This is a genomic window from Mycobacterium sp. 852002-51971_SCH5477799-a, assembly GCF_001667145.1.
Lineage (GTDB): Bacteria > Actinomycetota > Actinomycetes > Mycobacteriales > Mycobacteriaceae > Mycobacterium.
Map to the genome: position 1 here is coordinate 1 of NZ_LZIF01000079.1, position 24,962 is coordinate 24,962.

23 protein-coding genes, 1 other RNA gene and 1 pseudogene are annotated in these 24,962 nt (G+C 67.1%); 11 read left to right on the top strand and 14 right to left on the bottom strand.

Translation table 11 applies throughout. The annotated features are described in order from the left end of the window. The 5 genes from sucB to A5753_RS09285 form a co-directional block, all read left to right on the top strand. Nucleotides 1-1,105 (top strand): 2-oxoglutarate dehydrogenase, E2 component, dihydrolipoamide succinyltransferase (sucB, locus tag A5753_RS09265; RefSeq protein ID WP_067126254.1); only part of this gene is annotated, 1,105 nt, incomplete at its 5' end. A 15-nt stretch (nt 1,106-1,120) separates the two neighbouring features. After that, nucleotides 1,121-2,044, top strand: coding sequence for a TIGR01777 family oxidoreductase (locus A5753_RS09270; protein WP_067126127.1), 924 nt, complete (start codon nt 1,121-1,123; stop codon nt 2,042-2,044). 47 nt (nt 2,045-2,091) lie between these two features. Then, complete coding sequence (lipB, locus tag A5753_RS09275; RefSeq protein WP_067126129.1) at nt 2,092-2,790, top strand: lipoyl(octanoyl) transferase LipB; 699 nt, start codon at nt 2,092-2,094, stop codon at nt 2,788-2,790. Then, nucleotides 2,787-3,728, top strand: a complete 942-nt coding sequence (gene lipA, locus A5753_RS09280; RefSeq protein ID WP_067126134.1) for a lipoyl synthase — start codon at nt 2,787-2,789, stop codon at nt 3,726-3,728. The genes lipB and lipA overlap by 4 nt, the downstream gene beginning before the upstream one ends. Before the next feature lie 37 nt (nt 3,729-3,765). Then, entirely contained in the window at nt 3,766-4,518 is a 753-nt protein-coding gene (locus A5753_RS09285; RefSeq protein WP_067126137.1) for a DUF4191 domain-containing protein, read from the top strand. Between the two features lie 15 nt (nt 4,519-4,533). Here A5753_RS09285 and A5753_RS09290 read toward each other — a convergent pair whose 3' ends face one another. Beyond that, a complete protein-coding gene (locus tag A5753_RS09290; protein WP_067126257.1) occupies nt 4,534-4,953 on the bottom strand; it encodes an RDD family protein in 420 nt (139 codons plus the stop codon). A gap of 246 nt (nt 4,954-5,199) precedes the next feature. On the opposite strand from A5753_RS09290, the gene glnA (A5753_RS09295) reads away from it, so the two are divergent. Beyond that, a complete protein-coding gene (gene glnA / locus A5753_RS09295) occupies nt 5,200-6,636 on the top strand; it encodes a type I glutamate--ammonia ligase (RefSeq protein WP_067126139.1) in 1,437 nt (478 codons plus the stop codon). 152 nt (nt 6,637-6,788) lie between these two features. Here glnA (A5753_RS09295) and A5753_RS09300 read toward each other — a convergent pair. The 10 genes and pseudogenes from A5753_RS09300 to A5753_RS09340 all read right to left on the bottom strand — a co-directional run bounded on the left by A5753_RS09300 (nt 6,789) and on the right by A5753_RS09340 (nt 18,199). Continuing rightward, nucleotides 6,789-7,482, bottom strand: a pseudogene (locus A5753_RS09300) (CmcI family methyltransferase). Between the two features lie 420 nt (nt 7,483-7,902). Continuing rightward, nucleotides 7,903-8,076 (bottom strand): hypothetical protein, encoded by a 174-nt coding sequence (locus tag A5753_RS24315; RefSeq protein ID WP_156656036.1) that lies wholly within the window; start codon nt 8,074-8,076, stop codon nt 7,903-7,905. Between the two features lie 66 nt (nt 8,077-8,142). Beyond that, nucleotides 8,143-8,397 (bottom strand): ANTAR domain-containing protein, encoded by a 255-nt coding sequence (locus A5753_RS09305; RefSeq protein ID WP_197694646.1) that lies wholly within the window; start codon nt 8,395-8,397, stop codon nt 8,143-8,145. Between the two features lie 173 nt (nt 8,398-8,570). Beyond that, nucleotides 8,571-9,431, bottom strand: coding sequence for a TIGR03619 family F420-dependent LLM class oxidoreductase (locus tag A5753_RS09310; protein ID WP_067126144.1), 861 nt, complete (start codon nt 9,429-9,431; stop codon nt 8,571-8,573). Next, nucleotides 9,428-10,072 carry a PaaI family thioesterase gene (locus A5753_RS09315; protein WP_067126146.1) on the bottom strand — a complete coding sequence of 215 codons (645 nt, stop codon included), beginning with the start codon at nt 10,070-10,072 and terminating at the stop codon, nt 9,428-9,430. Before A5753_RS09315 ends, A5753_RS09310 begins: the two co-directional genes overlap by 4 nt. Next, nucleotides 10,069-13,053, bottom strand: a complete 2,985-nt coding sequence (locus A5753_RS09320) for a bifunctional [glutamine synthetase] adenylyltransferase/[glutamine synthetase]-adenylyl-L-tyrosine phosphorylase (RefSeq protein WP_067126148.1) — start codon at nt 13,051-13,053, stop codon at nt 10,069-10,071. Before A5753_RS09320 ends, A5753_RS09315 begins: the two co-directional genes overlap by 4 nt. A gap of 50 nt (nt 13,054-13,103) precedes the next feature. Next, nucleotides 13,104-14,444, bottom strand: coding sequence for a type I glutamate--ammonia ligase (gene glnA / locus A5753_RS09325; protein WP_067126150.1), 1,341 nt, complete (start codon nt 14,442-14,444; stop codon nt 13,104-13,106). A gap of 117 nt (nt 14,445-14,561) precedes the next feature. After that, nucleotides 14,562-14,864, bottom strand: coding sequence for a hypothetical protein (locus tag A5753_RS09330; protein WP_067126153.1), 303 nt, complete (start codon nt 14,862-14,864; stop codon nt 14,562-14,564). 75 nt (nt 14,865-14,939) lie between these two features. Then, nucleotides 14,940-16,505, bottom strand: coding sequence for an alpha/beta hydrolase (locus A5753_RS09335; RefSeq protein WP_067126155.1), 1,566 nt, complete (start codon nt 16,503-16,505; stop codon nt 14,940-14,942). A 137-nt stretch (nt 16,506-16,642) separates the two neighbouring features. Beyond that, on the bottom strand, nt 16,643-18,199 hold the full coding sequence (locus A5753_RS09340; RefSeq protein ID WP_067126159.1) for an alpha/beta hydrolase: 1,557 nt from the start codon (nt 18,197-18,199) through the stop codon (nt 16,643-16,645). Nucleotides 18,200-18,406: 207 nt separating this feature from the next. On the opposite strand from A5753_RS09340, the gene panB reads away from it, so the two are divergent. Both panB and A5753_RS09350 read left to right on the top strand, forming a co-directional pair. Next, nucleotides 18,407-19,255 (top strand): 3-methyl-2-oxobutanoate hydroxymethyltransferase, encoded by an 849-nt coding sequence (panB, locus tag A5753_RS09345; RefSeq protein WP_067126259.1) that lies wholly within the window; start codon nt 18,407-18,409, stop codon nt 19,253-19,255. Between the two features lie 187 nt (nt 19,256-19,442). Further along, complete coding sequence (locus A5753_RS09350; RefSeq protein WP_067126261.1) at nt 19,443-20,633, top strand: 1,4-beta-xylanase; 1,191 nt, start codon at nt 19,443-19,445, stop codon at nt 20,631-20,633. 10 nt (nt 20,634-20,643) lie between these two features. Here A5753_RS09350 and A5753_RS09355 read toward each other — a convergent pair whose 3' ends face one another. Next, nucleotides 20,644-21,024, bottom strand: a complete 381-nt coding sequence (locus tag A5753_RS09355) for a heme-binding protein (protein ID WP_369829305.1) — start codon at nt 21,022-21,024, stop codon at nt 20,644-20,646. A gap of 175 nt (nt 21,025-21,199) precedes the next feature. Between A5753_RS09355 and A5753_RS09360 the strand changes: the two genes are divergently transcribed. Together A5753_RS09360 and A5753_RS09365 are read left to right on the top strand one after the other, a co-directional pair. Next, a complete protein-coding gene (locus A5753_RS09360) occupies nt 21,200-21,439 on the top strand; it encodes a hypothetical protein (protein WP_067126163.1) in 240 nt (79 codons plus the stop codon). 136 nt (nt 21,440-21,575) lie between these two features. After that, nucleotides 21,576-23,120, top strand: a complete 1,545-nt coding sequence (locus tag A5753_RS09365) for a CYTH and CHAD domain-containing protein (protein ID WP_067126265.1) — start codon at nt 21,576-21,578, stop codon at nt 23,118-23,120. Nucleotides 23,121-23,124: 4 nt separating this feature from the next. Here A5753_RS09365 and rnpB read toward each other — a convergent pair. Continuing rightward, nucleotides 23,125-23,526, bottom strand: an RNA gene (rnpB, locus tag A5753_RS09370) — RNase P RNA component class A. 78 nt (nt 23,527-23,604) lie between these two features. On the opposite strand from rnpB, the gene A5753_RS09375 reads away from it, so the two are divergent. Next, nucleotides 23,605-24,315: a 2OG-Fe(II) oxygenase gene (locus A5753_RS09375; RefSeq protein ID WP_067126165.1), complete on the top strand. Its 711-nt coding sequence runs from the start codon at nt 23,605-23,607 to the stop codon at nt 24,313-24,315. 5 nt (nt 24,316-24,320) lie between these two features. Here the strand turns inward: A5753_RS09375 and A5753_RS09380 are convergent, their stop codons facing one another. Continuing rightward, complete coding sequence (locus A5753_RS09380; protein WP_067126171.1) at nt 24,321-24,953, bottom strand: bifunctional 2-polyprenyl-6-hydroxyphenol methylase/3-demethylubiquinol 3-O-methyltransferase UbiG; 633 nt, start codon at nt 24,951-24,953, stop codon at nt 24,321-24,323. Nucleotides 24,954-24,962: the final 9 nt, after the last annotated feature.

The following is a 24,962-nucleotide window of genomic DNA, read 5'->3' on the forward strand; positions in this document are numbered from 1 at the left end:
GCCCCCACCCGCACCCAAGTCGCAACCGGCGCCCCAGGCACAGCCCAAGCCCGAACCCGCGCCTGCGCCGCAGCCCAGGCCCGCGCCGGAGCCGAAACCTCAACCGGCGCAACCGCACCCGACGCCCCAGCCGGCAAGCGCGGGGACCGACGGCACCCCGTACGTGACGCCGCTGGTGCGAAAACTGGCCGCCGAAAACAACATCGACCTCAACTCGGTCACAGGCACCGGCGTGGGCGGACGCATCCGCAAGCAAGACGTGCTGGCCGCCGCCGAACAGAAGCAACGGGCCACCCAGGCGCCCGCGGCCGCGCCCGCCGCCCCCGCTGCCGCCGCGCCGAAAGCCGCCGCGGCGCCCACCGCCGCTCCGACGCTGGCGCATCTGCGCGGCACCACCCAGAAGGCCAGCCGGATCCGTCAGATCACCGCGAACAAAACCCGCGAATCCCTGCAGGCGACAGCCCAACTCACCCAGACCCACGAGGTCGACATGACTAGGCTGGTCGGGTTGCGGGCCAGGGCGAAGGCGGCTTTCGCCGAGCGCGAGGGCGTCAACCTGACCTTCCTGCCGTTCATCGCCCGGGCGGTGATCGACGCGCTGAAGATCCACCCCAACGTCAACGCGAGCTACAACGAGGACACCAAGGAGATCACCTACTACGACGCCGAGCACCTCGGCTTCGCGGTCGACACCGAACAGGGCCTGCTCTCCCCCGTCGTGCACAACGCGGGCGACCTGTCACTGGCCGGGCTGGCCAGGGCGATCGCCGACATCGCCGCACGCGCCCGGTCGGGCGACCTGAAGCCCGACGAGCTGTCCGGCGGCACCTTCACCATCACCAACATCGGTAGCCAGGGGGCGCTGTTCGACACCCCTATCCTGGTTCCGCCGCAGGCCGCCATGCTGGGGACCGGCGCGATCGTGAAGCGGCCGCGGGTCGTGGTCGACGAGGGCGGCAACGAATCGATCGGCGTCCGCTCGATCTGCTATCTGCCCCTGACCTATGACCACCGACTCATCGACGGCGCGGACGCCGGCCGCTTCCTGACCACCATCAAGCACCGGCTGGAAGAGGGAGCCTTCGAGGCAGACCTCGGCCTGTAAGAAGGACAAGCGAACGTGGCTCCCGCTGGTCAGAACGCCGTCATCGCGGTTGCCGGTTCGTCTGGCCTGATCGGTTCCGCCCTCACCGCGGCCCTGCGCGCGGCCGATCACCGGGTGTTGCGCATCGTGCGCCGGGCCCCGGCGAATGCCGATGAGCTGCACTGGAATCCCGAGACCGGCGACCTCGATCCCGACACGCTCGGCGACGTCGACGCCGTCGTCAACCTGTGCGGCGTCAACATCGGCAGGCGGCGATGGTCGGGCGCCTTCAAGCAGAGTCTGCGCGACAGCCGCATCGCCCCCACCGAAGTCTTGGCGCATGCCGTCGCGGACGCGGGTGTGGCGACCATGGTCAACGCCAGCGCGGTGGGCTTCTACGGCAACACCAAAGACCACGTCGTCGATGAAAACGACCGTGCGGGAACGGGTTTCCTGGCGCAGCTGTGCGAGGACTGGGAAGCCGCCACGTTGCCCGCTCAGTACGGCGGCGCCCGGGTGGTGCTGGCCCGCACCGGGCTGGTGTTCTCCTCCGCCGGTGGCGCGTTGGGACGGTTGCGGCCGCTGTTCCGCACCGGCCTGGGCGCCCGGCTGGGCAGCGGGCGGCAGTACATGTCGTGGATCACGCTCGAAGACGAAGTGCGTGCGCTGTTGTTCGCGATTTTCGACTCCGAGTTGAGCGGCCCGGTGAACATGACCGGGCCCGCTCCGGTCACCAATGCCGAGTTCACCACCGCGTTCGGGCGGGCCGTCAACCGCCCAACCCCGTTGATGGTGCCCGGTTTTGCCATCCGGGCAGCGCTCGGCGAGTTCGCCGACGAGGGCCTGCTGATTGGGCAGCGCGCCATCCCGTCCGCGCTGGAGCGTGCCGGTTTCGTCTTCCACCACAACACGATTGGCGAAGCGCTCGCTTACGCCACCGCCCGGCGCGACCACGACTAGCGCCACCGGGCTGTGCCCGCCGGCCCGGGCCGAGTACCGTCGCGAACGTGATCGATTCCATCCGATCCAGCCAGGCACTGATCGACGTCCGCCAGCTCGGCACCGTCGACTACCGCGTGGCCTGGCAGCGGCAACGCGATCTGGCCGACGCCCGGGTGGCCGGCGGCAACGACACGCTGCTGCTGCTGGAGCACCCCGCGGTCTACACCGCGGGCCGACGCACCGAACCGCACGAACGGCCGGTGGACGGCACACCAGTCGTCGACACCGACCGCGGCGGCAAGATCACCTGGCACGGTCCGGGCCAGCTGGTCGGGTATCCGATCATCGGCCTGGCCGGACCGCTCGACGTCGTCAACTACGTGCGGCGCCTGGAAGAAGCGCTGATCAAGGTCTGCGCCGATTTGGGTGTCGACGCAGTCCGGGTGCCTGGCCGGTCCGGGGTGTGGGTGCCGGGCACCGACAGCCGCCCCGACCGCAAGGTGGCCGCCATCGGTGTACGAGTATCGCGGGCGACCACCCTGCACGGATTCGCCCTCAACTGCGACTGCGACCTGGACGCGTTCAGCGCAATCGTGCCGTGCGGCATCAGCGACGCCGGAGTGACGTCGCTGTCGGCCGAACTGCGCCGCCCGGTGCCGGTCGAGGATGTCCAGACGGCGGTCGGCGATGCGGTCTGCGACGCCCTGGACGGGGTGTTGCCGGTCCGTGACCACCCTGCCGCGCGCGTAGCATCAGCGATGTGACTGTCGCACCGGAGGGACGCAAGCTCTTGCGCCTGGAAGTGCGCAACGCGGAGACCCCGATCGAGCGCAAACCGCCGTGGATCCGGGTGCGGGCCCGCATGGGACCGGAGTACACCCAGCTCAAGAGCCTGGTCCGGCGCGAAGGGCTGCACACGGTGTGCGAGGAGGCCGGCTGCCCCAACATCTTCGAATGCTGGGAGGACCGGGAGGCCACCTTTTTGATTGGCGGCGATCAGTGCACCCGCCGCTGCGACTTCTGCCAGATCGACACCGGAAAGCCCGCCGAACTGGATCGCGACGAGCCCCGGCGGGTCGCCGACAGCGTGCGCACCATGGGCCTGCGCTACGCCACCATCACCGGGGTGGCCCGCGACGACCTGCCCGACGGCGGAGCCTGGCTGTACGCCGAGACCGTGCGCGCCATCAAGGAGCTCAACCCGTCGACCGGCGTGGAGCTGTTGATCCCCGACTTCAACGGCGAGCCGAACCGGCTCGCCGAGGTGTTCGAGTCGCGACCGGAAGTGTTGGCGCACAACGTAGAAACCGTGCCACGCATTTTCAAACGGATCCGGCCCGCCTTCACCTACCGGCGCAGCCTCGACGTGCTGACCGCGGCGCGCGACTTCGGCCTGGTCACCAAGAGCAACCTCATCCTCGGCATGGGCGAGACCCCGCACGAGGTGCGCACCGCCCTCGCCGACCTGCACGACGCCGGGTGCGACATCATCACCATCACCCAGTACCTGCGCCCGTCGGCGCGTCACCACCCCGTCGAGCGCTGGGTGAAGCCGGAGGAATTCGTCGACTTCGCGCAGCACGCCGAGGAGCTGGGTTTCGCCGGGGTGCTGGCCGGGCCGCTGGTGCGCTCCTCCTATCGCGCGGGGCGGCTCTACGAGCAAGCCGCCCGCAGCCGCGCTGACGACGCCGCGGCACGGTAGCGGCGTCGGCCGGTCGCGCCCTACGTATTCTTTGACTATGGCTAAACCCCGCAATGCCGCGCAGAACAAGGCCGCCCGAGCGGAGGCACAGGCTGCCCGCAAGGCCGCGGCGCGGGAGCGCCGCACCCAGCTGTGGCAGGCGTTCAAAATTCAGCGCCAAGAGGACAAGCGTCTCCTGCCCTACATGATCGGCGCCTTCGTGCTGATCGTCGGCATCTCGGTGGGGGTCGGCATCTGGGCCGGCGGGCTGACGATGATCACCCTGATCCCGCTCGGCGTCGTGCTGGGCGGTCTGGTCGCCTTCATCGTGTTCGGCCGCCGCGCCCAGAAGTCGGTCTATCGCAAAGCGGAAGGCCAAACCGGGGCCGCCGCTTGGGCTTTGGATAACCTGCGCGGTAAGTGGCGGGTGACCCCGGGAGTCGCTGCGACCGGCCACTTCGACGCCGTTCACCGGGTGATCGGCCGGCCCGGCGTCATATTGGTCGGCGAGGGAGCCGCCACGCGGGTCCGACCGCTGCTGGCGCAGGAGAAGAAGCGCACCGCCCGGCTGATCGGGGATGTGCCGATCTACGACATCATCGTCGGCAACGGCGAGGACGAGGTGCCGCTGTCCAAGCTGGAGCGCCACCTCACCCGGCTGCCGGCCAACATCACCGTCAAGCAGATGGACACGCTGGAGTCGCGCTTGGCCGCGCTGGGGTCGCGGGCCGGCGCCGCCGTCCTGCCCAAGGGGCCGCTGCCCAACTCGGGCAAGATGCGGGGCGTGCAGCGCACGGTGCGCCGCAAGTAGTTCGCCGCCATCAGCTCAGCGGCGCACCACGGCCGTCGCGGTCAGCCTGTCCTGCATTCCACGGCCGTCCCAGTCGGTGAACAACGCCGGCACGACCGTGCCTACCAGCACGCCACGCACTACCGCGCGGCCCAGGCCGACCAGCCCACGGCCGTCGACCGTCACAACCTGCAGGCGTAGCGCCAGCTGGCCCGGGGTGAATCCGAACAATCGCAAGAAAACAACGCCCAGCACGAACCAGATCACCAGGACCGCGGTGGCCAGCACCGGTTGGGAGAACAAGCCGAAACGCATGGCCAGCGCCGCCAGACCGTACGAGATCAGCCAGTCGATCATCAACGCGCCCAGCCGGCGCCCCATCGGCGCCAGGGAGCCCGGACCGCTCTGCGGAAATCCCAGCTTTTCCCCGGGATATGCGGATCGCGATTCGGCCATCACCGGCGCGGACCGCAGTCCGCATGACCCTTTGGGTCGGTCTGGTAACTAGGGCGGACGGTGCGCCCGGCCACCGGAAAAGATACGATCTTGCGATCCATGGCCCCACAATAGAACCCGCGCCCAAGCGGCCACTTTTAGCGTGTGGCATGGTCACGTAACGTGCGCGCAACACCGGGTTGACTGACGGGCAACATCTGCTCCATAGCGTCAGGCCGCGGATCTCACCAAGTAAAGGAGCACTCTGTGACGGACAAGACGCCCGACGACGTCTTCAAACTCGCCAAGGACGAGAACGTCGAATTTGTCGACGTCCGGTTTTGTGACCTGCCCGGCATCATGCAGCACTTCACAATCCCGATTTCGTTCTTCGACGAGAGCGTTTTTGAGGATGGTTTAGCCTTCGACGGTTCGTCGATTCGCGGATTCCAATCCATTCACGAATCCGACATGCTGCTCCTCCCCGACCCGGCGACCGCGCAGATCGACCTGTTCCGCGAAGCCAAGACGCTGAACCTCAACTTTTTCGTGCACGACCCCTTCACCCTCGAGCCGTACTCGCGCGACCCCCGCAACATCGCCCGCAAGGCCGAGAACTACCTGATCAGCACCGGCGTGGCCGACACCGCTTACTTCGGCGCCGAGGCGGAGTTCTACATCTTCGACTCGGTGAGCTTCGACTCGCGCACCAACGGCTCGTTCTACGAGATCGACGCCATCTCGGGCTGGTGGAACACCGGCTCGCCCAACGAGCTCGACGGCAGCCCCAACCGCGGCTACAAGGTGCGCCCCAAGGGTGGTTACTTCCCCGTCGCCCCCGTCGACCACTACGTCGACTTGCGCGACAAGATGCTGACCAACCTGATCACCGCCGGCTTCAGCCTGGAAAAGGGCCACCACGAGGTGGGCACCGGCGGCCAGGCCGAGATCAACTACAAGTTCAACACGCTGCTGCACGCGGCCGACGACATGATGCTCTACAAGTACATCGTCAAGAACACGGCGTGGGCCAACGGCAAGACCGTGACGTTCATGCCCAAGCCACTGTTCGGTGACAACGGCTCCGGCATGCACACCCACCAGTCGCTGTGGAAGGACGGCAGCCCACTGATGTACGACGAGACCGGGTACGCCGGCCTGTCGGACACCGCCCGCCACTACATCGGCGGTCTGCTGCACCACGCGCCGTCGCTGCTGGCGTTCACCAACCCCACGGTGAACTCCTACAAGCGTCTGGTGCCCGGCTACGAGGCGCCGATCAACCTGGTCTACAGCCAGCGCAACCGGTCGGCGTGTGTCCGCATCCCGATCACCGGCACCAACCCGAAGGCCAAGCGGCTCGAGTTCCGTTGCCCCGACTCGTCGGGCAACCCGTACCTGGCGTTCTCGGCCATGCTGATGGCTGGCCTGGACGGCATCAAGAACAAGATCGAGCCACAGGCGCCGGTCGACAAGGACCTCTACGAGCTCCCGCCCGAGGAGGCCGCCAACATCCCGCAGGCGCCCACCCAGCTGTCCGCGGTGATCGACCGGCTCGAAGAAGACCACGAATACCTCACCGAGGGCGGCGTGTTCACGCCCGACCTCATCGAGACGTGGATCAGCTTCAAGCGCGAGAACGAGATCCTGCCGGTCCAAATCCGGCCGCACCCTTACGAGTTCGCGCTGTACTACGACGTGTAAGGCGGCTACCGGCTACCACTCGCGGCACCGCTCGTGATCCGGTCATAGCGTCCGCGGTCGATACGGTCGAGTCCACCCGCTTCGCGATCACAGCACCGATCGCCGAGCGGGTGGACTCACCGGCATCTGGCCCCTCGCTTAATCCATCAGACTCATTGCCGGATCAAAAACCCGTTGGTCGCAAACGTGAACCCGAACTTTGCTTCGCGCTTCTGATCATGGACGTAATCGTTGGGGTAGTCGCGCTCGTAGGCTTCGATGGCCTCGTAGGGGCCCGGGCCAAAACCGGGAAGCACGGGATGGCCATTGACGTTGGCGTCTTCCACGATCATGTAGTCGCCACCGTGCAGTATTGGCCGCAGCAATTTCATCTCGGCCAACACGTGTCCCATCGTGTGGTCGCTATCGAGGATGGCGAACACGGGGCCTGGATTTTCGTTGCGCAGTTCGATGACTCGCTGGGCCACCGCCGGCAGCGTTGAGGAGCACTCCATTAGTTCGATATCGGGGTCTCCACGAACGACATCGGCCACATCGCTATGGCTGACGTCGACGCTGAAAACCCGGAAGGGCCGGTTCAGTTGGCGCAGCACAGCGGCGAAATACAGCGCCGATCCCCCGAACCGGGTGCCGAATTCCACCACGAGTGACGGCTGCAGTTCGGCCAGGATCTCCTGGTAAATTCCACATGTCCGACACGGATTTCCAGCACGTCACGCCTAGCCAGGAAGTCTGTAACTGCGTCAGTGTCCCGTAGTACCACTTGTGGTACTCCTCGGCGATGTCATCGCCGGGGCGATAGATCATTCCGGCGACACCGCTGGCAAGTTGACGCGCTAAACCCATGCTCTCTGTTCCTTAACTACTAGTCATCACGCCTAACCCGCAGCCACATGGAGCTAGCACGGCATACGGACCATCGCGCACAGCACGCTGCACGTTGGTGAACACCTCAGGGACACTTGGGCGTGCCAGACGAACCATCCGATACGAGACACTGTCGCGAAGGGCGGATAATCTGCCGCCTCCGCAGCACCGCGCTGAAGCTGCACGGTGCTGAACGCTTTGGTAACCCGTCGGTTTGACGTTTGGTGTTTGATGACGTGACCGGTCACGCCAAGTCAACTGTATGCGACAGCGTTAATTTCACCGCGGATTGTTGGAGTTCCACAGCAGCTTCTTAGCCTGCACTCAGTCAGCCCACGCCACCGATCCCCCGGGGGTCCATTCGCCCGCGGCCGGACCTCACGGACGAGTCGGCGAACGCTACGCTTTCGCGACCTCTCGAACAGGTGTGAAGCGAGTCAGCTCGCAGCGTTCGTCCAGTAGCGCGTCCGCGACGTCTATCGACGGCAGCGGACCGCCCCGCTCGCGCGCCGCACGGCGGAGCGCCACCACGGACCGCAGTTCGGCGTCGATGATCCTGATATCACGCACCATTGCCTGGGTTTACCCGGCAACCGCGCCGTTAATCGCGTTTGTTGAGTCCTGCAATGGCAATGGCCGTCAAACTATCGTTTCGTCTCTAGGGACCAGCCGAAGCGGCGCATTCATTTCCCGCCGCACGGCTTCCGAGGGGTTGTCGTTGATTAGTTGCTCGGCGACCACGCACATCTGTGTCCTCGTTTCGCGTGACATGCTGCGGAGCACTTTCAAGGCTCGTTCGGCGTCGAGATCGAAGCGGTTCATGATGACGTCGAGTGCCTGCTCGATAAGGTCAGCGGGCGAGGGCTGACTCGTATTGGAATCGTCGGTCATCATGCTTTCCCAATCTGTCCGAAGCCACCCGGTCATTTGAAAAGCCGGCTTCGGCCCATATTCCAATTATGCTCCGGTTTTTCGCGTCGCGAGCGAGTCAACTAAGTGCGCCCCGAAACATAAACCACGGCGGGCCTCGGCGGCGTGTCTTCGCCAACATTTAAGTGTCGCGGCCGCTAGCCGTCGAGCGCGAGGTCCTTGCGGAAGCGTTGCATGCCGTCGATCTTGTCGTCCAGGCTGGCGTCGGGCCCGGCGTAGAACATCCACGGCATAGTGATGATGCCCGTGATGCCCGCGTCCTCGACCCGCTGATAGTCGGCTGTGGTGAACGCGTCGGTCAGCGGCGTCAAGATGGTGAAATCGTCCATGCTCAAACCGTTCTCGGCGCGCAGCTCCTGCAGCCTCCCAACCGCATCGATGGCCTGCTCGGACTTGATCAAATCGCCGATCCAGCCGTCGTTGCGGGCGGCACGGCGCAGCGCGATGTCGCTGAGCCCGCCGACATACACCGGTATCGGCGGCGGCGTGGGCTGCATCTCGAGGCGCGGCGCCTGATAAAACTGACCGTCGAACTCGGTCCAGCCTGGCGCCCACAACGCCCGCATCAAGTCGATGATCTCATCGGTGCGCTTGCCGCGGGCCTCGAATTGCTCGCCCATCAAAGCGAACTCCTCGCGGCACCACCCCACCCCGATACCCAGTTCTACCCGGCCCGACGCCAAAACCGCCGCGGTGCCAATGGCTTTCGCCGCCGAGTACGGGTTGCGCATCGCCGGGATATAGACGGTGTTGACGAACCGCAACCGCGTGGTGACCTGGGCCAGCGCACCAACGAGAACCCAGGGATCGGGCCAGTCGGTGAAGGGTTGCCACCGCCGTTCACCGTCTTTGGTGTACGGGTACGGCGTGTCCAGCGTCTCCAGATTGACGACGTGGTCGGGGATACCGATCCCGTCATAGCCCAGCTCGTCGGCCGCCCTGGCGAGCTCGATGATCTCGCGGGTGTTCAGAAAGGCGCTGCTGATGTAGAACTTCACTGCACCTCCTGCGCCCAGGCCGGCTCGATGAAGACACCCTCGGCCTCGACGGTGACGCCCGCGGCATCCGAAATGGTGCCGCGCGCAAAGACTTTGCGGCCGTCCTTGCCGTCGACCCACGCCTCACAGCGAAGCGGGCCCAGCGGGGTGCCGCGTAGATACTTCACCGTGATGGTTCCGGTGAAGCGCGCCTTCGACAGCCCCTCGCTGGCCGCCTCGCCGAGCATGTGGTCGAGCACCAGGGCGCTGACGCCGCCGTGCACCAGTTTGGGCGGGCCCTCGTACGCCGAGCCGAGCGTGAACTCGCTCCAGCAGCGGCCCTCGCCCTCGTGGTGCACGACGATCGGCGGGGCGATGGGGTTGCAGACGCCGATCGCTGCGTTGCCCAACGGCAGCGGGCGGCCGTTGACGCGATAGCTCACCCCGAGCGGGCGGGTGCGCTGTCGCAACGATGCGGTGACGGCCTCGATCGCTTTCCTGGCCTCGGCGACCACCTCGTCGTCCGCCTCGGTCCGGATGGTGGCGTCGACGAGCTCGCGGACCGCATCGGCCAACGGAGCGTACAGCGCGGTCACGCGATCGGCCTCCGCCGCGCTGAGCACCTCGAATATGGCGTCCAACGCGCCGGCCTCCTGACTCAACTTCCAAACACCTTGCGCACCACCGCTTTTGCTCGTCGCGTCACCCGTAGATAGTTGTCCAGGAACTCCCCGCCCTCGTCCGTCGGCCAGCCCGCGGCCACGGCGACCGCGTTGAGCTGACGGCCGGGCCCGGGCAGCTGGTCGGTGGGCTTACCGCGGACCAGAACCAGCGCGTTGCGCGCCCGGGTCGCCGTCAGCCAGGCCTGCCTCAACAGCTCCACCTCATCGGCGGGAACCAGGTCGGCCGCCGCGATCGCGTCCAGGCACTGCAGCGTCGAAGTGTTGTGCAGCGCCGGAATCTCGTGAGCGTGCCGCAGTTGCAGCAGCTGCACGGTCCACTCGACGTCGGCCAGCCCCCCACGCCCTAGCTTGGTGTGGGTGTTCGGGTCCGCGCCGCGCGGCAACCGCTCGGAATCGACACGGGCCTTGATGCGGCGGATCTCCTGTGTGGCCTCGCGGGAAACCCCGTGCGACGGATACCGCGTCTTGTCGGCCATCACCAGGAACCGACGCCCCAGCTCCTCGTCGCCGGCAACCGAATGCGCCCGCAGCAGCGCCTGGATCTCCCACGGCTGCGCCCACTGCTCGTAGTAGGCGGCGTAGGACGCCAAGGTGCGCACCAGCGGGCCCTGACGACCCTCGGGCCGCAGGTTGGCGTCCACCTCCAGCGGCGGGTCGACGCTGGGCGTCCCCAGCAGCGCCCGCACCTGCTCGGCGACACCCGTCGCCCAGCGCACCGCCGCGGAATCCTCGACACCGGACGCCGGTTCGCAAACGAACATGACGTCGGCGTCGGATCCGTAACCCAACTCGGCGCCGCCCAGCCGGCCCATGCCGATGACCGCGATCGCGGCCGGCGCCTTTTTGTTCACGGGCAGGTTCGCCCGGATCATCGCCTCCAGCGCCGCCTGCAGCACCGCCACCCACACCGAGGTCAGCGCCCCGCACACGTCGGTGACCTCGAGCATGCCGAGCAGGTCGGCGGACGCGATGCGGGCCAACTCGCGCCGCCGCAGCGTGCGCGCCCCGGCGATCGCCCGCACCGGGTCGGAGTAGCGGCCGGCCGATGCGATCAGCGCGCGGGCGACCGCGGCGGGCTCGGTCTCGAGCAGCCTCGGGCCGGACGGGCCGTCGCTGTAATCCTGAATGACCCGCGGCGCGCGCATCAGCAGGTCCGGCACGTACGCCGAGGTCCCCAGGACGTGCATGAGCCGGCGGGCCACCGCGGGCTTGTCGCGCAAGGTGGCCAGATACCAGGTCTCTGCGGACAGCGCCTCGGACAGCCGCCGGTAGGCCAGCAGGCCGCCGTCCGGATCGGGCGAGTACGACATCCAGTTCAGCAGCCGGGGCAGCAGCACCGACTGCACCCGGCCACGCCGTCCGCTCTGGTTGACCAGGGCCGACATGTGGTTCAGCGCGGTCTGCGGGCCCTCGTAGCCCAGCGCCGCCAGCTGACGCTCGGCGGCTTCGGAGGTCATGCCGCGCGCGATGTCCAGCCCGGCCGGGCCGATCGATTCCAGCAGCGGCTGATAGAAGAGTTTGGCGTGCAGCTGGGACACCCGCAGGTTCTGGTGTCGCAACTCCTCGCGCAACACCCCGGCCGCATCATTGCGACCGTCCGGCCGGATGTGGGCGGCCCGCGCCAGCCAGCGCACCGCCTCCTCATCGTCGGCCTCGGGCAGCAGGTGGGTGCGCTTGAGCCGCTGCAGCTGCAACCGATGCTCGAGGAGCCGGAGGAACTCGTAGGAGGCGGTGAGGTTGGCCGCGTCCTCGCGTCCGATGTAGCCGCCCTGGCCCAGCGCGGCCAGCGCGTCCACCGTCGACGCCACGTGCAGCGAGTCATCGTCGCGGCCGTGCACCAGCTGCAGGAGCTGCACGGCGAATTCCACGTCGCGCAATCCGCCGCTGCCGAGCTTGATTTCGCGACCGCGGACCTCGGCGGGCACCAGTTGTTCAACTCGGCGGCGCATGGCCTGCACCTCGACCACGAAGTCCTCACGCTCGCAGGCGACCCAAACCATCGGCATCAGCGCGTCGAGGTAGCGCTGCCCGAGCTCCGGGTCGCCCACCGCCGCCCGGGCTTTCAGCAGCGCCTGGAACTCCCAGGTCTTCGCCCAGCGCTGGTAGTAGGCGACGTGCGACTCGACCGTGCGGATCAGTTCACCGCTGCGGCCCTCCGGCCGCAGGCCGGCATCGACCTGGAAGAACGCCTCGGAGGCCAGCCGCATCATCTCGCTGGCCACCCGCGCGGTGACCGTGTCGGCCTGCTCGCCGACGAAGATGACGTCGACGTCGCTGACGTAGTTCAGTTCGCGGGCACCGCATTTGCCCATTGCGATGACCGCCAGCCGCGGCGGCGTCCGGTCGCCGCACACGCTGTTCTGGGCCACCCGCAGCGCGGCGGCCAGCGCGGCATCGGCCAGATCCGACAGGTGGGCCGCCACCACGGTGAACGGGACCACCGGTTCGTCCTCGACCGTCGCGGCCAAATCCAGCGCGGCCAGTATCAGCAATTGGTCGCGGTACAGGGTGCGCAACCGCACCATCGCCGAACCCGGCGCGGCCAGCGATTCGTCGACGCACTCGGTGAACATGTCGCACAGCTCGTCACGGGTGGGCAGTTTGACGTTGCCGCGCAACAGTTTCCAGGACCCCGCCTGGGCGATCAGGTGGTCACCGAGGGCCAGCGACGAGCCGAGCACGGCGAACAGCCGACCGCGCAGCGGGCGTTCGGCGAGCAGGGCGGCATTGAGCTGATCCCATCCGGCATCGGGGTTCTCCGACAACCGAACCAGGGCGAGCAGCGCAGCGTCGGGATCGGCCGCGCGCGACAGCGACCAGAGCAGGTCGACGTGTGCCTGGTCGTCGTGCTCGTACCAGCCCAGCTGTGCCATGCGTTCGGCCGCTTGCGGATCGACCAACCCGAGCCGGCCGACGCTGGGCAGCCTGGGGCGCTGCGTCGCGGGTTTGGTCACGACCACGACCGTAGCGCAACCAGCCGATCTTCAGCCTGATCGCCGCCCGATACCGGCTACAGCGACAGGTAGGTGCTCAGCTCGTACGGGGTGACGTGGCTGCGGTAGTTGGCCCACTCCGTGCGCTTATTGCGCAGGAAGAAGTCAAACACGTGCTCCCCCAAGGTTTCCGCGACCAGCTCGGAGGACTCCATGGCACGAAGCGCGCTGTCCAGGCTCGTCGGCAGCTCGCGATATCCCATCGCGGTCCGTTCCTCGGCGGTCAAGTCCCACACGTTGTCCTCGGCCTGCGGGCCCAGCACGTAGCCTTTCTCCACCCCGCGCAGTCCGGCGGCCAGCAGCACGGCGAAGGCCAGGTACGGATTGCACGCGGAGTCGGGGCTGCGGACCTCGACGCGCCGCGACGACGTCTTGTGGGGCGTATACATGGGCACCCGCACCAGCGCGGACCGGTTGGCCGCACCCCACGACGCCGCGGTGGGCGCCTCGCCACCCCCCACCAATCGCTTATAGGAGTTGACCCATTGGTTGGTGACCGCGCTGATCTCCGAGGCGTGCTCGAGGATCCCGGCGATGAAGGACTTGCCCACATCGGAGAGTTGCAGCGGATCGTCGGGGCTGTGGAACGCGTTGACGTCACCCTCGAACAGGCTCATGTGGGTGTGCATCGCCGAGCCGGGATGCTGCCCGAACGGCTTGGGCATGAAGGACGCGCGGGCACCGTTCTCGATCGCGACCTCCTTGATGACGTAGCGAAACGTCATCACGTTGTCGGCCATCGACAGCGCGTCGGCGAACCGCAGGTCGATCTCCTGCTGGCCGGGCGCGCCCTCGTGGTGGCTGAATTCCACTGAGATGCCCATGAATTCCAGGGCTTCGATCGCGTGGCGGCGAAAGTTCGAGGCGGAGTCGTGGACGGCCTGATCGAAGTAGCCGGCGTTGTCGACAGGAACCGGCGGCGTCCCGTCGTCGGGGCCCGGCTTGAGCAGGAAGAATTCGATCTCCGGATGGACGTAGCAGGAGAAGCCCAGGTCGTTGGCCTTCTGCAACTGGCGGCGCAGGACGTGCCGCGGATCGGCCCAAGACGGCGATCCGTCCGGCATGGTGATGTCGCAGAACATTCGCGCCGAGTGGTGGTGGCCGCTGGGCGAGGCCCACGGCAGCACCTGGAAGGTGGAGGGGTCGGGGTTGGCCACGGTGTCGGATTCCGAGACCCGCGAAAAGCCCTCGATCGAGGATCCGTCGAAACCGATGCCCTCCTCGAAGGCGCCTTCGAGCTCGGCCGGGGCGATGGCGACCGACTTGAGGAAACCGAGCACATCGGTGAACCACAGCCGAACGAAGCGAATGTCTCGTTCTTCGAGGGTGCGGAGGACGAATTCCTTCTGTCGATCCATATCCCGAACAGTATGCAACTGCTGTTAATTCTGTGTTACCGGATCAGTACCGCTGTGCTGTGACCTGGCCTCCAGGCCCCTTTTGAGCAAGGGGCTTTTACGGCTTCGCAAAAGCCACTACGGGTGCTCCTCAATCACGCACTGAACAATCCCGTTGGCCAGCTGAGGGTTGAATCCCTTGTGGGAAACCTTTTGGGCTTCGGCCGCCGGCGTCACACCAGAGTTGAGGTCTTGTTCGATTTCGCCGATGAGCTGCAAGTTCTGTGGGTCGGCTTCCGCGACCGGTTCCGTAATCTTGCCCACGCAGCGACGGTAACCACTGAAATCAGCGTGAGCAGACGCGCCCATCAGCACAGCCGGGGCGATCAACAAGACGGCGACGGCTAGCCCGGCCGTGACAGCGAGATAGATGAAACGCATGGTCAGAGAAATACCCAGCCTTAACCCCGGATAATCAGCAAACGATTCGATGGCGACCGTATTGTCCGTCGCTGGTCAGGGTTGGCAATTGTAAGAGGCCGGCGGCGGCGTGCCTGCGACGAAGTACCGGACGACGGCAGCGTCCACGCATTGGTGGCCGTTGAACACCGCGGTGTGCTGCGTGCCGTCGTAGGTGATCAGCGGCCCGCCGAGTTGGTGGGCCAGGTTCACCCCGGCCTGATACGGCGTGGCCGGATCGTGGGTGGTGGAGACGACGACGACTTTGCCGGCCGCCGTCGGCTGCGCGGCGTGCGGCGCCGACGTCGGCGGCACCGGCCAGAGCGCGCACACATCGCGGGGAGCATTCCCGGTGAACTGCCCGTAGCTGAGGAACGGCGCGGCCTGGCGGATGCGCTGATCGGCACTCACCCAGCTGGCCTGGTCGGTCGGATTCGGCGCGTCGACGCAGCGGATCGCGTTGAACGCGTCCTGATCGTTGGAGTAGTGCCCAGCCTTGTCGCGCCCGTCGTAGTCGTCGGCGAGCAGCAGCAGGTCGCCCGCGTCGGTGCCGCGGGCCAGGCCGAGCAGGCCGCTGGTCAGGTATTTCCAGTGCGCCGGCGTGTAAAGGGCGTTGATGGTGCCGGTGGTCGCGTCGGCGTAGCTCAAGCCGCGCGGGTCTGCGGTGCGACCCGGCTTGGTCACCAGCGGGTCGACCAGCGCGTGGTATCGGTTGACGAATTGGGTCGGGTCGGTGCCCAGCGGGCAGCCCGCCGAGCGGGCGCAGTCGGTGGCGTAGTCGGTGAAAGCGGTTTGGAACCCCGCCATTTGATTGACGTTCTCGTCGATCGGCCCGACGGTCGGGTCGATGGCACCGTCGAGCACCATCGCGCGCACGTGGTTGCTGAACTTCTCCAGGTAGGCGGTGCCCAGCTCCGTGCCGTAGCTGTAGCCCAGGTAGTTGATCTGGTCGTCGCCCAGCGCTTGACGGACTGCATCCATGTCGCGCGCGACCGAGGCGGTGCCGGCGTTGGCCAGAAACGCCGTGCCCATCCGGTTGACGCATTGCTGGGCCAGCTGCCGGTAGAGCTGCTCGATATGCGCCACCCCGCCCGGGCTGTAGTCAACCATCGGCTCACGCCGGTACGCGTCGAACTCGGCGTCCGTGCGGCAGCGCAGCGCGGGCGTCGAGTGACCGACTCCCCTGGGGTCGAAGCCGACCAGATCGAAATTGCGCCTGATGGCAGAGTCTTCGAGTTCCGGGGCCATCGCGGACACCATGTCGACCGCCGAGCCGCCGGGGCCGCCGGGATTGACCAGAAGGGATCCGATCCGTTGTCCCGTCGCGGGTATCCGGATCACCGCCAGCTTGGCCTGCGTGCCGGCGGGGTTGTTGTAGTCGATCGGCACCGACACGGTGGTGCACTGCGCGGTGGGAATATCGCTTGTGTCACTGACGAATTGGCGGCAGCTGCCCCAGCCCTGCGGCACTGCGGCCGACGGCGGATTGGGGCCCGGCGTTTGTCCGGCACCCGGTTCCGGCGTGGCGCCCGCCGGGTGCGGCGCGAGGGCGCAGGGACCACCGACGATGAGCAACGAGAACAGCGCCGAGCTCAAGGATCTCAGGCGCGACATGGCTGTCATCGTCGCAGCCCTGGGTTCCCGTCACAGCGCGAAACGGTTACGCCTTGGTCTCGGCTGTCGTCGTCGCCGAGCGTGCACTCACGTCGAAGAATCGTCGAAAATCTCGCCGGGAGTGCACGTTCGGCGTCAGCGGCGCGTCAGCACTTGGCGCCGTCGGGCGGAATGGAGCCGCCGACCAGGTACGCCGTCACGTAGTTGTCGATGCAGCCGTCGCCCTGGAAGACGACGGTGTGTTGGGTGCCGTCGTAGGTGAGCAGCGAGCTGCGCAGCTCGTTGGCCAGATCGACCCCGGCCTTGTACGGGGTGGCCGGATCGTGGGTCGTGGACACGACCACCGTGGGGGCCAGGCCGGGCGCGGAGATGGTGTGCGGCTTGCTGGTCGGCGGCACCGGCCAGAACGCGCAGGTGCCTAGGGGCGCGTTGCCGGTGAACTGCCCGTAGCTCATGAACGGTGCGACCTCGCGGGAGCGGCGGTCTTCGTCAATCACCTTGGCGCGGTCGGTAATCGGCGGCTGGTCCACGCAGTTGACCGCCACCCGCGCGTCGGTGGCGTTGCTGTAGTGGCCGTGCGAGTCGCGGCGCATGTACATGTCGGCCAGGGCGAGCAGGGTGTCGCCGTGGTGGTCGACGAGTTCGGAAAGACCGTCGGTCAGGTGATGCCACAGGTTCGGCGAGTACAGGGCCATGATGGTGCCGATGATCGCGTCGCTGTAGCCCAGACCGCGCGGGTCGTTCGTCGGAATGGGCCGGCCGACCATCGGGTTGTTCGGGTCGACCATCGGGTCGACCAGGCTGTGGTAGACGTCCACGGCTTTGGCCGGGTCGGTGCCCAGCGGGCAGGTCGGCTGCTTCGCGCAGTCGGCGGCGTAGTTGTTGAATGCGTCTTGGAATCCCTTGGCCTGACGAAGGTCGGCTTCTATCTGATCGGCGTTGGGGTCGACCGCACCGTCCAGGATCATGGCCCGCACGTTGTGCGGGAACGCCTCGGCGTAGGCCGACCCGATCCGGGTGCCATAGGAGTAGCCGAGGTAGGTGAGCTTCTCGTCACCGAGCGCGGCGCGGATGGCGTCGAGGTCCCGGGCGACGTTGACGGTGCCGACATTGGCCAGGAAGCCCTTGCCCATCTTGTCGATGCAGCGGCTCACGAACTGCTTGGTCTCGTCCTCCATGTGGGCGACGCCGGCCGGGCTGTAGTCGACGTTGGGCTCCGTGCGCAGCCGATCGTTGTCGGCGTCGGAGTTGCACCACACCGCCGGGCGCGACGACCCCACCCCGCGGGGGTCGAAGCCGACGAGGTCGAATCGTTCGCGGACCTTCTTCGGCAACGACTGCACGACGCCCAGCGCCGCCTCGATGCCGGACTCGCCCGGCCCGCCCGGGTTGATCACCAGCGAGCCGATCTTGTCTCCGGTCGCGGGAAAACGAATCATGGCCAGCGTCGCCACGTCGCCGTCGAGGTGGTCGTAGTCGACCGGCACGGCAAGTTTGCCGCACAGTGCGCCGGCCGGGAGTTTGACCTTGGGGTTCGCGGTGCGGCACGGCGTCCACTCCACCGCCTGGCCCAGCTTCGGCCCGGACATCACGGCACGTCCCACCACGACGCGGACGCAGCCCGCCAGAAGCAGCGCGACGGCAGCCATCGACGTCCAGATCAGCAGCGTGCGCGCGATATCGCCGCGGCGAGACAGGCCCATGCCAACCTATGCTGCCAGAGGAAACCTGAGATCATGATTAGCGGCACCGCCGCCCACTCCAGTCAGCCGCCGCATGCGCGGCATGGTATGTCTCACATCGCCGTGGCGGTGCGACTGCGCAAAAGAAATGGCAGAATCAAAAGGTCAAACGAACCCGGGGACCCGCAGCGGCCACGAGGATCGAACCGACCACCACTAGGGACAATGATGTCTGAGCACAACGTTTACGGTGCAAACTCGCCTGCGCAGTCCGAAAAGGCGAGGCCCAAGATCCGCACCCACCACCTGCAGAAGATGAAGGCCGAAGGGCACAAGTGGGCCATGCTCACGGCCTACGACTATTCGACCGCCCGCATTTTCGACGAGGCCGGCATCCCGGTGCTGCTGGTCGGCGACTCGGCGGCCAACGTGGTGTACGGCTACGACACCACCGTGCCCGTGTCGATCGACGAGTTGATTCCGCTGGTGCGCGGCGTGGTGCGGGGTGCCCCGCACGCGCTCGTCGTCGCCGACCTGCCGTTCGGCAGCTACGAGGCCGGGCCGGCCGCCGCGCTGGCCGCCGCCACCCGGTTCATGAAGGAGGGCGGCGCGCACGCGGTCAAGCTCGAGGGCGGCGAGCGGGTGGCCGAGCAGATCGCCTGCCTGACCGCCGCCGGCATCCCGGTGATGGCGCACATCGGGTTCACCCCGCAAAGCGTCAACGGCCTGGGCGGCTTTCGGGTGCAGGGCCGCGGTGACGCGGCGGAGCAGACGGTGCACGACGCGATTGCCGTCGCCGAGGCCGGCGCGTTCTCCGTCGTCATGGAGATGGTGCCGGCTGAGTTGGCCACCCAGATCACGGGCAAGCTGACCATCCCGACCATCGGAATCGGCGCCGGACCGAACTGCGACGCCCAGGTGCTGGTTTGGCAGGACATGGCCGGCATGAGCGGCGGCAAGGCCGCACGCTTCGTCAAGCGGTTCGCGGACATCGGCGGGGAATTGCGCCGGGCGGCAATTCAATATGCGGATGAGGTGGCCGGCGGGGTGTTCCCCGCCGACGAGCACTGCTTCTGATCCACCCCGCCGTTTGCGCGTTTCCGTCGCCGGACTGAGGTTCGCGCCTGGTTGACGACGTTATTGCCGTCGCAACGAAACCGCTGAAAAGCGTTGCGGTACAGGGATGTACGATGGCTCGCGGAGACGATCCGAACTCTGACGAGCAGGGGTGGCCCACATCGACCGGGGGAATCGCGGTGACTTCGTGCGCCGTCGAATGGTGCTGACGTTGCCGCTTCTCGCGGCGGGAGGCATGGCTTTGGCCCATTCACCACGCGCGTCCGCCGAACCGCCTCGCACCACGCCGCAAGCAGGCAGGTGGTCGGCGGAGCGCGCCAACCGCTGGTATCAGGCGCAGGGCTGGCCGGTCGGCGCGAACTACATCACTTCCAACGCGATCAATCAGCTGGAGATGTTTCAGCGCGAAACCTTCGACCCCCCGCGCATCGATACCGAACTGGGCTGGGCGCGGGCCAACGGGTTCAACGCGATCCGGGTCTTCCTGCACGACCAGCTGTGGGCGCAGGACTATCGCGGGTTTCAGGGCCGTCTCGCCAGGTTCGTCGACATCGCCGCGCGCCACGGCATCAAACCGCTGTTCGTCTTGTTCGATTCGTGCTGGGATCCGTTCCCCCAGGTGGGCCCACAGCGCGCGCCGCGGCCGGGCATCCACAACTCCGGCTGGGTGCAGAGCCCGGGGGCGGCACGCCTGGACGATCGCGGCTACCTGCGCACCATGCGCGGCTATCTCACCGGAGTTTTGACGCAATTCCGCAGTGACGACCGCATCCTGGGGTGGGACCTGTGGAACGAGCTCGACAACCCCGCGGACGCCTACGCCTCGGTCGAGCGCAAAGACAAGGTGGACCTGGTCGCCCAGTTGCTGCCCCAGGTGTTCGAGTGGGCGCGGCTGGTTGATCCCTGCCAGCCGTTGACCAGTGGCGTCTGGCACGGCGAGTGGGCCGACCCGGGACGCCGCAGCGTCATCAATGGCATCCAGCTCGACAACTCCGACATCATCACGTTCCACAACTACGCCGAGCCCGCGGAGTTCGAGCGACGAATCGCCGAGCTCGTCCCGCTGGGCCGCCCGATCCTGTGCACCGAGTACATGGCCCGCCCGCTGGGCAGCACGGTGCAGGGCATCCTGCCGATCGCAAAGAGGGCAGGAGTCGGCGCGTTCAACTGGGGTCTGGTCGCCGGGAAGACGCAGACATTCTTCCCCTGGGATTCCTGGGACCACCCGAAGCCGGACCCTGCGATGCCGCAGGAGTGGTTTCACGATCTGCTGGGTCCCGACGGACGGCCATTCCGCGACGCCGAAATGCAGACGATTCTGGAGTTGAGCGACCTGGCGATACACATGCAGCAGCCGCCACCACCACCGGCCGGCTGACGGCAAACGGTCAGCGGCACCGATTCTGGAAATCGGTCAACGGCTGGCGAAGGCCCTCGAGGTCGGCGTGGGTCTGCGGGTTGGCATCCATGTACTGCTTCAACTGGGCACGCGAGTCATCACGGGGCTGCCCCTTCAAACCGGTGATGTACGCGTTGACGTCCGGGTGCGCGAACAAATAGTCCGACGTCGCCGCGGCCACGCCCGACGACACCTGGGCAAGATCGGCGGCCGTGCAATTCGGTTGCGACGACGGCGTCGGTTCCGGATCGTCCATCGGCCAGTCCGCGGCAGCCGAACCCGCCGTCGCCAACAGCATTGCCGCACTTACCGCGCCGACCGCCATTGCGTCGGCGACGACCCGGACCGTGGGGCGAACAAAAGACACCATGGGAACGCTCCTTCATCTCCGCTTCCGCAACCGCGGCCGTAGCTCGTACCGCAAACCATAAGGGTTTTTTCGCCACGCATGCGCTAATCGGCTGGCAAACAAATACTTCAATCTCGGCCCGCCCGTCGCCCCCCGACGGCAGAATGTTTTTCGAATGGCAGGAAGGAGACCGCAAATGAAACGGCGCCGCTGGTTTGCCGCAGTGCTAGTGCTCGCCGGCCTGGCCGCAACTCCCGGCATCCTTGTCGCGCACTCCGCCGATCGGTCGGAGGCGACCGTTTGCGTGAACGCCGGGCGACGCGTCTCCGTCAGCGGGTGCACCAATATCGCCGACAACATCCAACGCTATGTTCCACCGCCGGCCGTCTATGCGCCGCTGCCGGAGGACGACACGACGGCTCCTCCCCCGCCATAACGGCGGCCGCGACGGGCGCTTCACCCACCGGACGATCCGCGGCGGGCACGTCGCTTTTGTATGGCAGGCTATGGGTGCTCATTTCCCACCGTCCATTCACGGCCGCGGTGACGCGCCCGCAACGGAGCCCAAGAAGATGCCTGCAAAAGCGCCGCAGCCCTCGCGTTATCTCGAGGTCGAGCGCAAGTTCGACGTAGTCGAATCCACCGTGTCACCCTCGTTCGAAGGGATCGCCGCGGTTGCCCACGTCGAGAAGTCGCCGACGCAAACCCTGGATGCGACGTACTTCGACACCCCCATACACGATTTGGCGCGCAACAAGATCACCCTGCGCCGCCGTACCGGTGGCTCCGACGCGGGCTGGCACCTGAAGCTGCCGGCCGGTCCGGATTCCCGAACCGAGGTCCGCCTACCGCTGGACGCCTCGGGCGGAAACGATTCCGTGCCCGCCGAGCTGACGGATGTAGTGCTGGCAATCGTCCGCGACCGCCCGCTGCAGCCGGTCGCACGCATCACCACCCGGCGCGACAGCCAAGTGCTGTACGACGCCGCGGGCACCGCGCTGGCCGAGTTCAGCAACGACCACGTCACAGCGTGGGCGACCCGGGGATCCGAAGACACCGACTCGGCGCCAACCGAACAGGAATGGCGCGAGTGGGAATTGGAGCTTCTCGAAGCGAGCGGACTCGCCAACGGAACAGCCGGCGTCGAGCTGCTGAACCGATTGGGCAACCGGCTATTAGACGCCGGCGCCGTACCGGCAGGTCACGGCTCCAAGCTGGCGCGGGTGCTCGGCGCCACGCCGCCCAACGGCGCTCAGCCTTCCGAGGATCCGCTGCAGCGCGCGATCGCCGAGCAAGTACGCGAGCTTGTGGTGTGGGATCGCGCGGTGCGCGCCGACGCCTACGACTCCATTCACCAGATGCGGGTGACCACCCGCAAGCTGCGCAGCCTGCTGCGCGACTACCAAGAGTCATTCGGATTGCCCGACGAGGGCTGGGTTCTGGACGAGTTGCGTGAGCTCGCCGGAATTCTGGGTGTGGCCCGCGACGCCGAGGTGCTCGCCGAGCGATACGAGCGCGATTTGGACTTGCTCGCACCGGAATTGGTTCGCGGACCGGTGCGCGAACGTCTGGTCGGGGGTGCCCAGCGGCGCTACCAGGTCGGGCTGCGCCGGTCATTGATCGCCATGCGCTCGCAGCGGTACTTCCGCCTACTGGACTCCCTCGATCTGATTGCGGCCGAAACCCCCGGCGCCGCGATGGTCGAGGAACAGGCCCCGGTCACCATCGACGCCGCGTACAAGAAGGTCCGCAAGGCCCACAAGGCCGCCGCGCAGGTCGACCGCGAGCACCCGGGCGACCAACACCAACGCGACGAGGCGATACATCGAATCCGCAAGCGCGCCAAGCGACTTCGCTACACCGCCGCCGCCACCGGCGCGGCCGGGGTGTCCGAGCAGGCCAAGGCGGTGCAGTCGCTGCTCGGCGACCATCAGGACAGCGTCGTCAGCCGCGAACACCTCAGGCAGGAGGCCGAGGCCGCGCACGCCGCCGGCGAGGACACCTTCACCTACGGGCTGCTGTATCAGCGCGAGGCCGACCTGGCCGACCGCTGCCGCGACGAACTCGACGACACCTTGCGCAAACTCGCCAAAGCGGTCCGCAAAGCGGGACATTAGAAGGCGGACGAGTTGGCCTGTAAGCCGGATTCTGTTCCCCGCCGCCGCGCATAAGCAACGGCGGCGCGGCGGCGACCATCCATCTGGACACACCGTCACCGGGTGCCTCGAGCGGCCTACCCGCAGGCTCGGGCGAGCAGCCCTCGAGCGCCTGCGCGGCCGCGCCTTTCGGCGCGGCCTTCTTGGCCTTGCTTCGGGTGGGGTTTGCCTAGCCACCCCGGTCACCCGGGATGCTGGTGCGCTCTTACCGCACCGTTTCACCCTTACCACCGCGAGGGTGGCGGTCTGATTTCTGTGGCACTTTCCCGCGAGTCACCTCGGATTGCCGTTAGCAATCACCCTGCTCTGTGAAGTCCGGACTTTCCTCGAACCGCTTGCGACGGTCCGCGGCCGCCCGGCCAACTCGTCCGCGACGATCCACGGTACTACCTGCACCCATGCTGGGGCCAGCAACTATGGCCCGCGCGGCTCTATCGTGGACCTGATGGACCGATGGAAAAAGCGCGTCGACATAGGCGATTGGGACGCCATCGCCACCGCGGTCGACGAGTACGGCGGCGCGCTGCTGCCGCGGCTGGTCACGCCCGCCGAAGCGGCCCGGCTGCGCAAGCTCTACGCCGACGACGAGCTGTTTCGGTCGACCATTGACATGGCCCCCAAACGCTATGGCGCCGGCCAATACCGCTATTTCCACGCGCCCTACCCCGAACCGATCGAACAGCTCAAACAGGCGCTCTACCCCCGGCTGCTGCCGATAGCGCGCGATTGGTGGGGCAAGCTCGGCCGCGACGCACCCTGGCCGGACAGCCTCGACGAATGGCTGGCGACCTGCCACGCCGCCGGCCAGGGCAGATCGACTGCGCTGATGCTGAAATACGGTGCGGGCGACTGGAATGCCTTGCATCGGGATTTGTATGGCGAGTTGATCTTTCCGCTCCAGGTGGTCATCAACCTGAGCAACCCCGACACCGACTACACCGGCGGCGAGTTCCTGCTCGTCGAACAACGGCTGCGAGCCCAATCCCGCGGCATGGCAACACAACTGCCGCAGGGACACGGGTATGTCTTCACCACCCGGGAGCGGCCGGTGCGGTCGGCCCGGGGTTGGTCCGCGGCGCCGGTGCGCCACGGCGTCTCGGTCGTTCGCTCCGGGGAGCGTTATGCCATGGGGCTCATCTTCCACGACGCGGCGTAGGCGGGCTACCCGGTTCGCCGCAGCACCATCAGATTGTCGGCCATCATGCCGACTTCGCCGTTCGGACCCACCATTTCGCGCTCGAGTGCCTCGGTCCGCAGCCGCGTCCAGCGCGGCGCGTCCAGGTGCAGCGACGCGAGGACCTCGTCGATGTCCTCGAAGTGGTGATCGCGATGCTCTGCCCACGGCGGGGGCGCTCCATGGTCGACGATCAACAGCACACCGCCACGATTCACCCGCTCGGCCGCCCTTTGCAACACCCCGTCGCGTTCCAATCGCGCCGGTGAGTGCAGGTACTGCGCGGACACCAGATCGAAGGTGCCCTCCGGGAAGCTTTCGTTGAGATCGTGGCGCTGAAAATCGATGTGTTCCAGCATGTTCCGTGCCGCCGCGGCCTCGGTGGCGCGTTGCAGCGCGGTGGCCGAGATATCGACGGCCACCACCTCCCAGCCGCGCTCGGCCAGCCACAACGCGTCGGCCCCTTCCCCGCAGCCCAGATCGAGCGCCCGGCCGACCGGCAGGCCGGTGGCCACCTCGGCCAGGCGAGGATTGACCCGTCCGCTCCACACCCGCTCCGCCGAGCGGTAGCGCTCCTCCCAGAATTGCTGGGCGTCATCAGGTTTGCAAGAGTTCTCCACACCGCGAGC

Excerpts from the sequence above, each read along its gene's own strand:
- A5753_RS09285 (WP_067126137.1), top strand. The coding sequence starts at position 3,766 with ATGGCTAAACCCCGCAATGCCGCGCAGAACAAGGCCGCCCGAGCGGAG.
- A5753_RS09290 (WP_067126257.1), bottom strand. The coding sequence starts at position 4,953 with ATGGCCGAATCGCGATCCGCATATCCCGGGGAAAAGCTGGGATTTCCG.
- A5753_RS24315 (WP_156656036.1), bottom strand. The coding sequence starts at position 8,076 with ATGGTGCGTGATATCAGGATCATCGACGCCGAACTGCGGTCCGTGGTG.
- A5753_RS09305 (WP_197694646.1), bottom strand. The coding sequence starts at position 8,397 with ATGATGACCGACGATTCCAATACGAGTCAGCCCTCGCCCGCTGACCTT.
- glnA (WP_067126150.1), bottom strand. The coding sequence starts at position 14,444 with ATGGATCGACAGAAGGAATTCGTCCTCCGCACCCTCGAAGAACGAGAC.
- A5753_RS09330 (WP_067126153.1), bottom strand. The coding sequence starts at position 14,864 with ATGCGTTTCATCTATCTCGCTGTCACGGCCGGGCTAGCCGTCGCCGTC.
- A5753_RS09335 (WP_067126155.1), bottom strand. The coding sequence starts at position 16,505 with ATGACAGCCATGTCGCGCCTGAGATCCTTGAGCTCGGCGCTGTTCTCG.
- A5753_RS09340 (WP_067126159.1), bottom strand. The coding sequence starts at position 18,199 with ATGGGCCTGTCTCGCCGCGGCGATATCGCGCGCACGCTGCTGATCTGG.
- panB (WP_067126259.1), top strand. The coding sequence starts at position 18,407 with ATGTCTGAGCACAACGTTTACGGTGCAAACTCGCCTGCGCAGTCCGAA.
- A5753_RS09355 (WP_369829305.1), bottom strand. The coding sequence starts at position 21,024 with ATGGTGTCTTTTGTTCGCCCCACGGTCCGGGTCGTCGCCGACGCAATG.
- A5753_RS09360 (WP_067126163.1), top strand. The coding sequence starts at position 21,200 with ATGAAACGGCGCCGCTGGTTTGCCGCAGTGCTAGTGCTCGCCGGCCTG.
- A5753_RS09365 (WP_067126265.1), top strand. The coding sequence starts at position 21,576 with ATGCCTGCAAAAGCGCCGCAGCCCTCGCGTTATCTCGAGGTCGAGCGC.
- A5753_RS09375 (WP_067126165.1), top strand. The coding sequence starts at position 23,605 with ATGGACCGATGGAAAAAGCGCGTCGACATAGGCGATTGGGACGCCATC.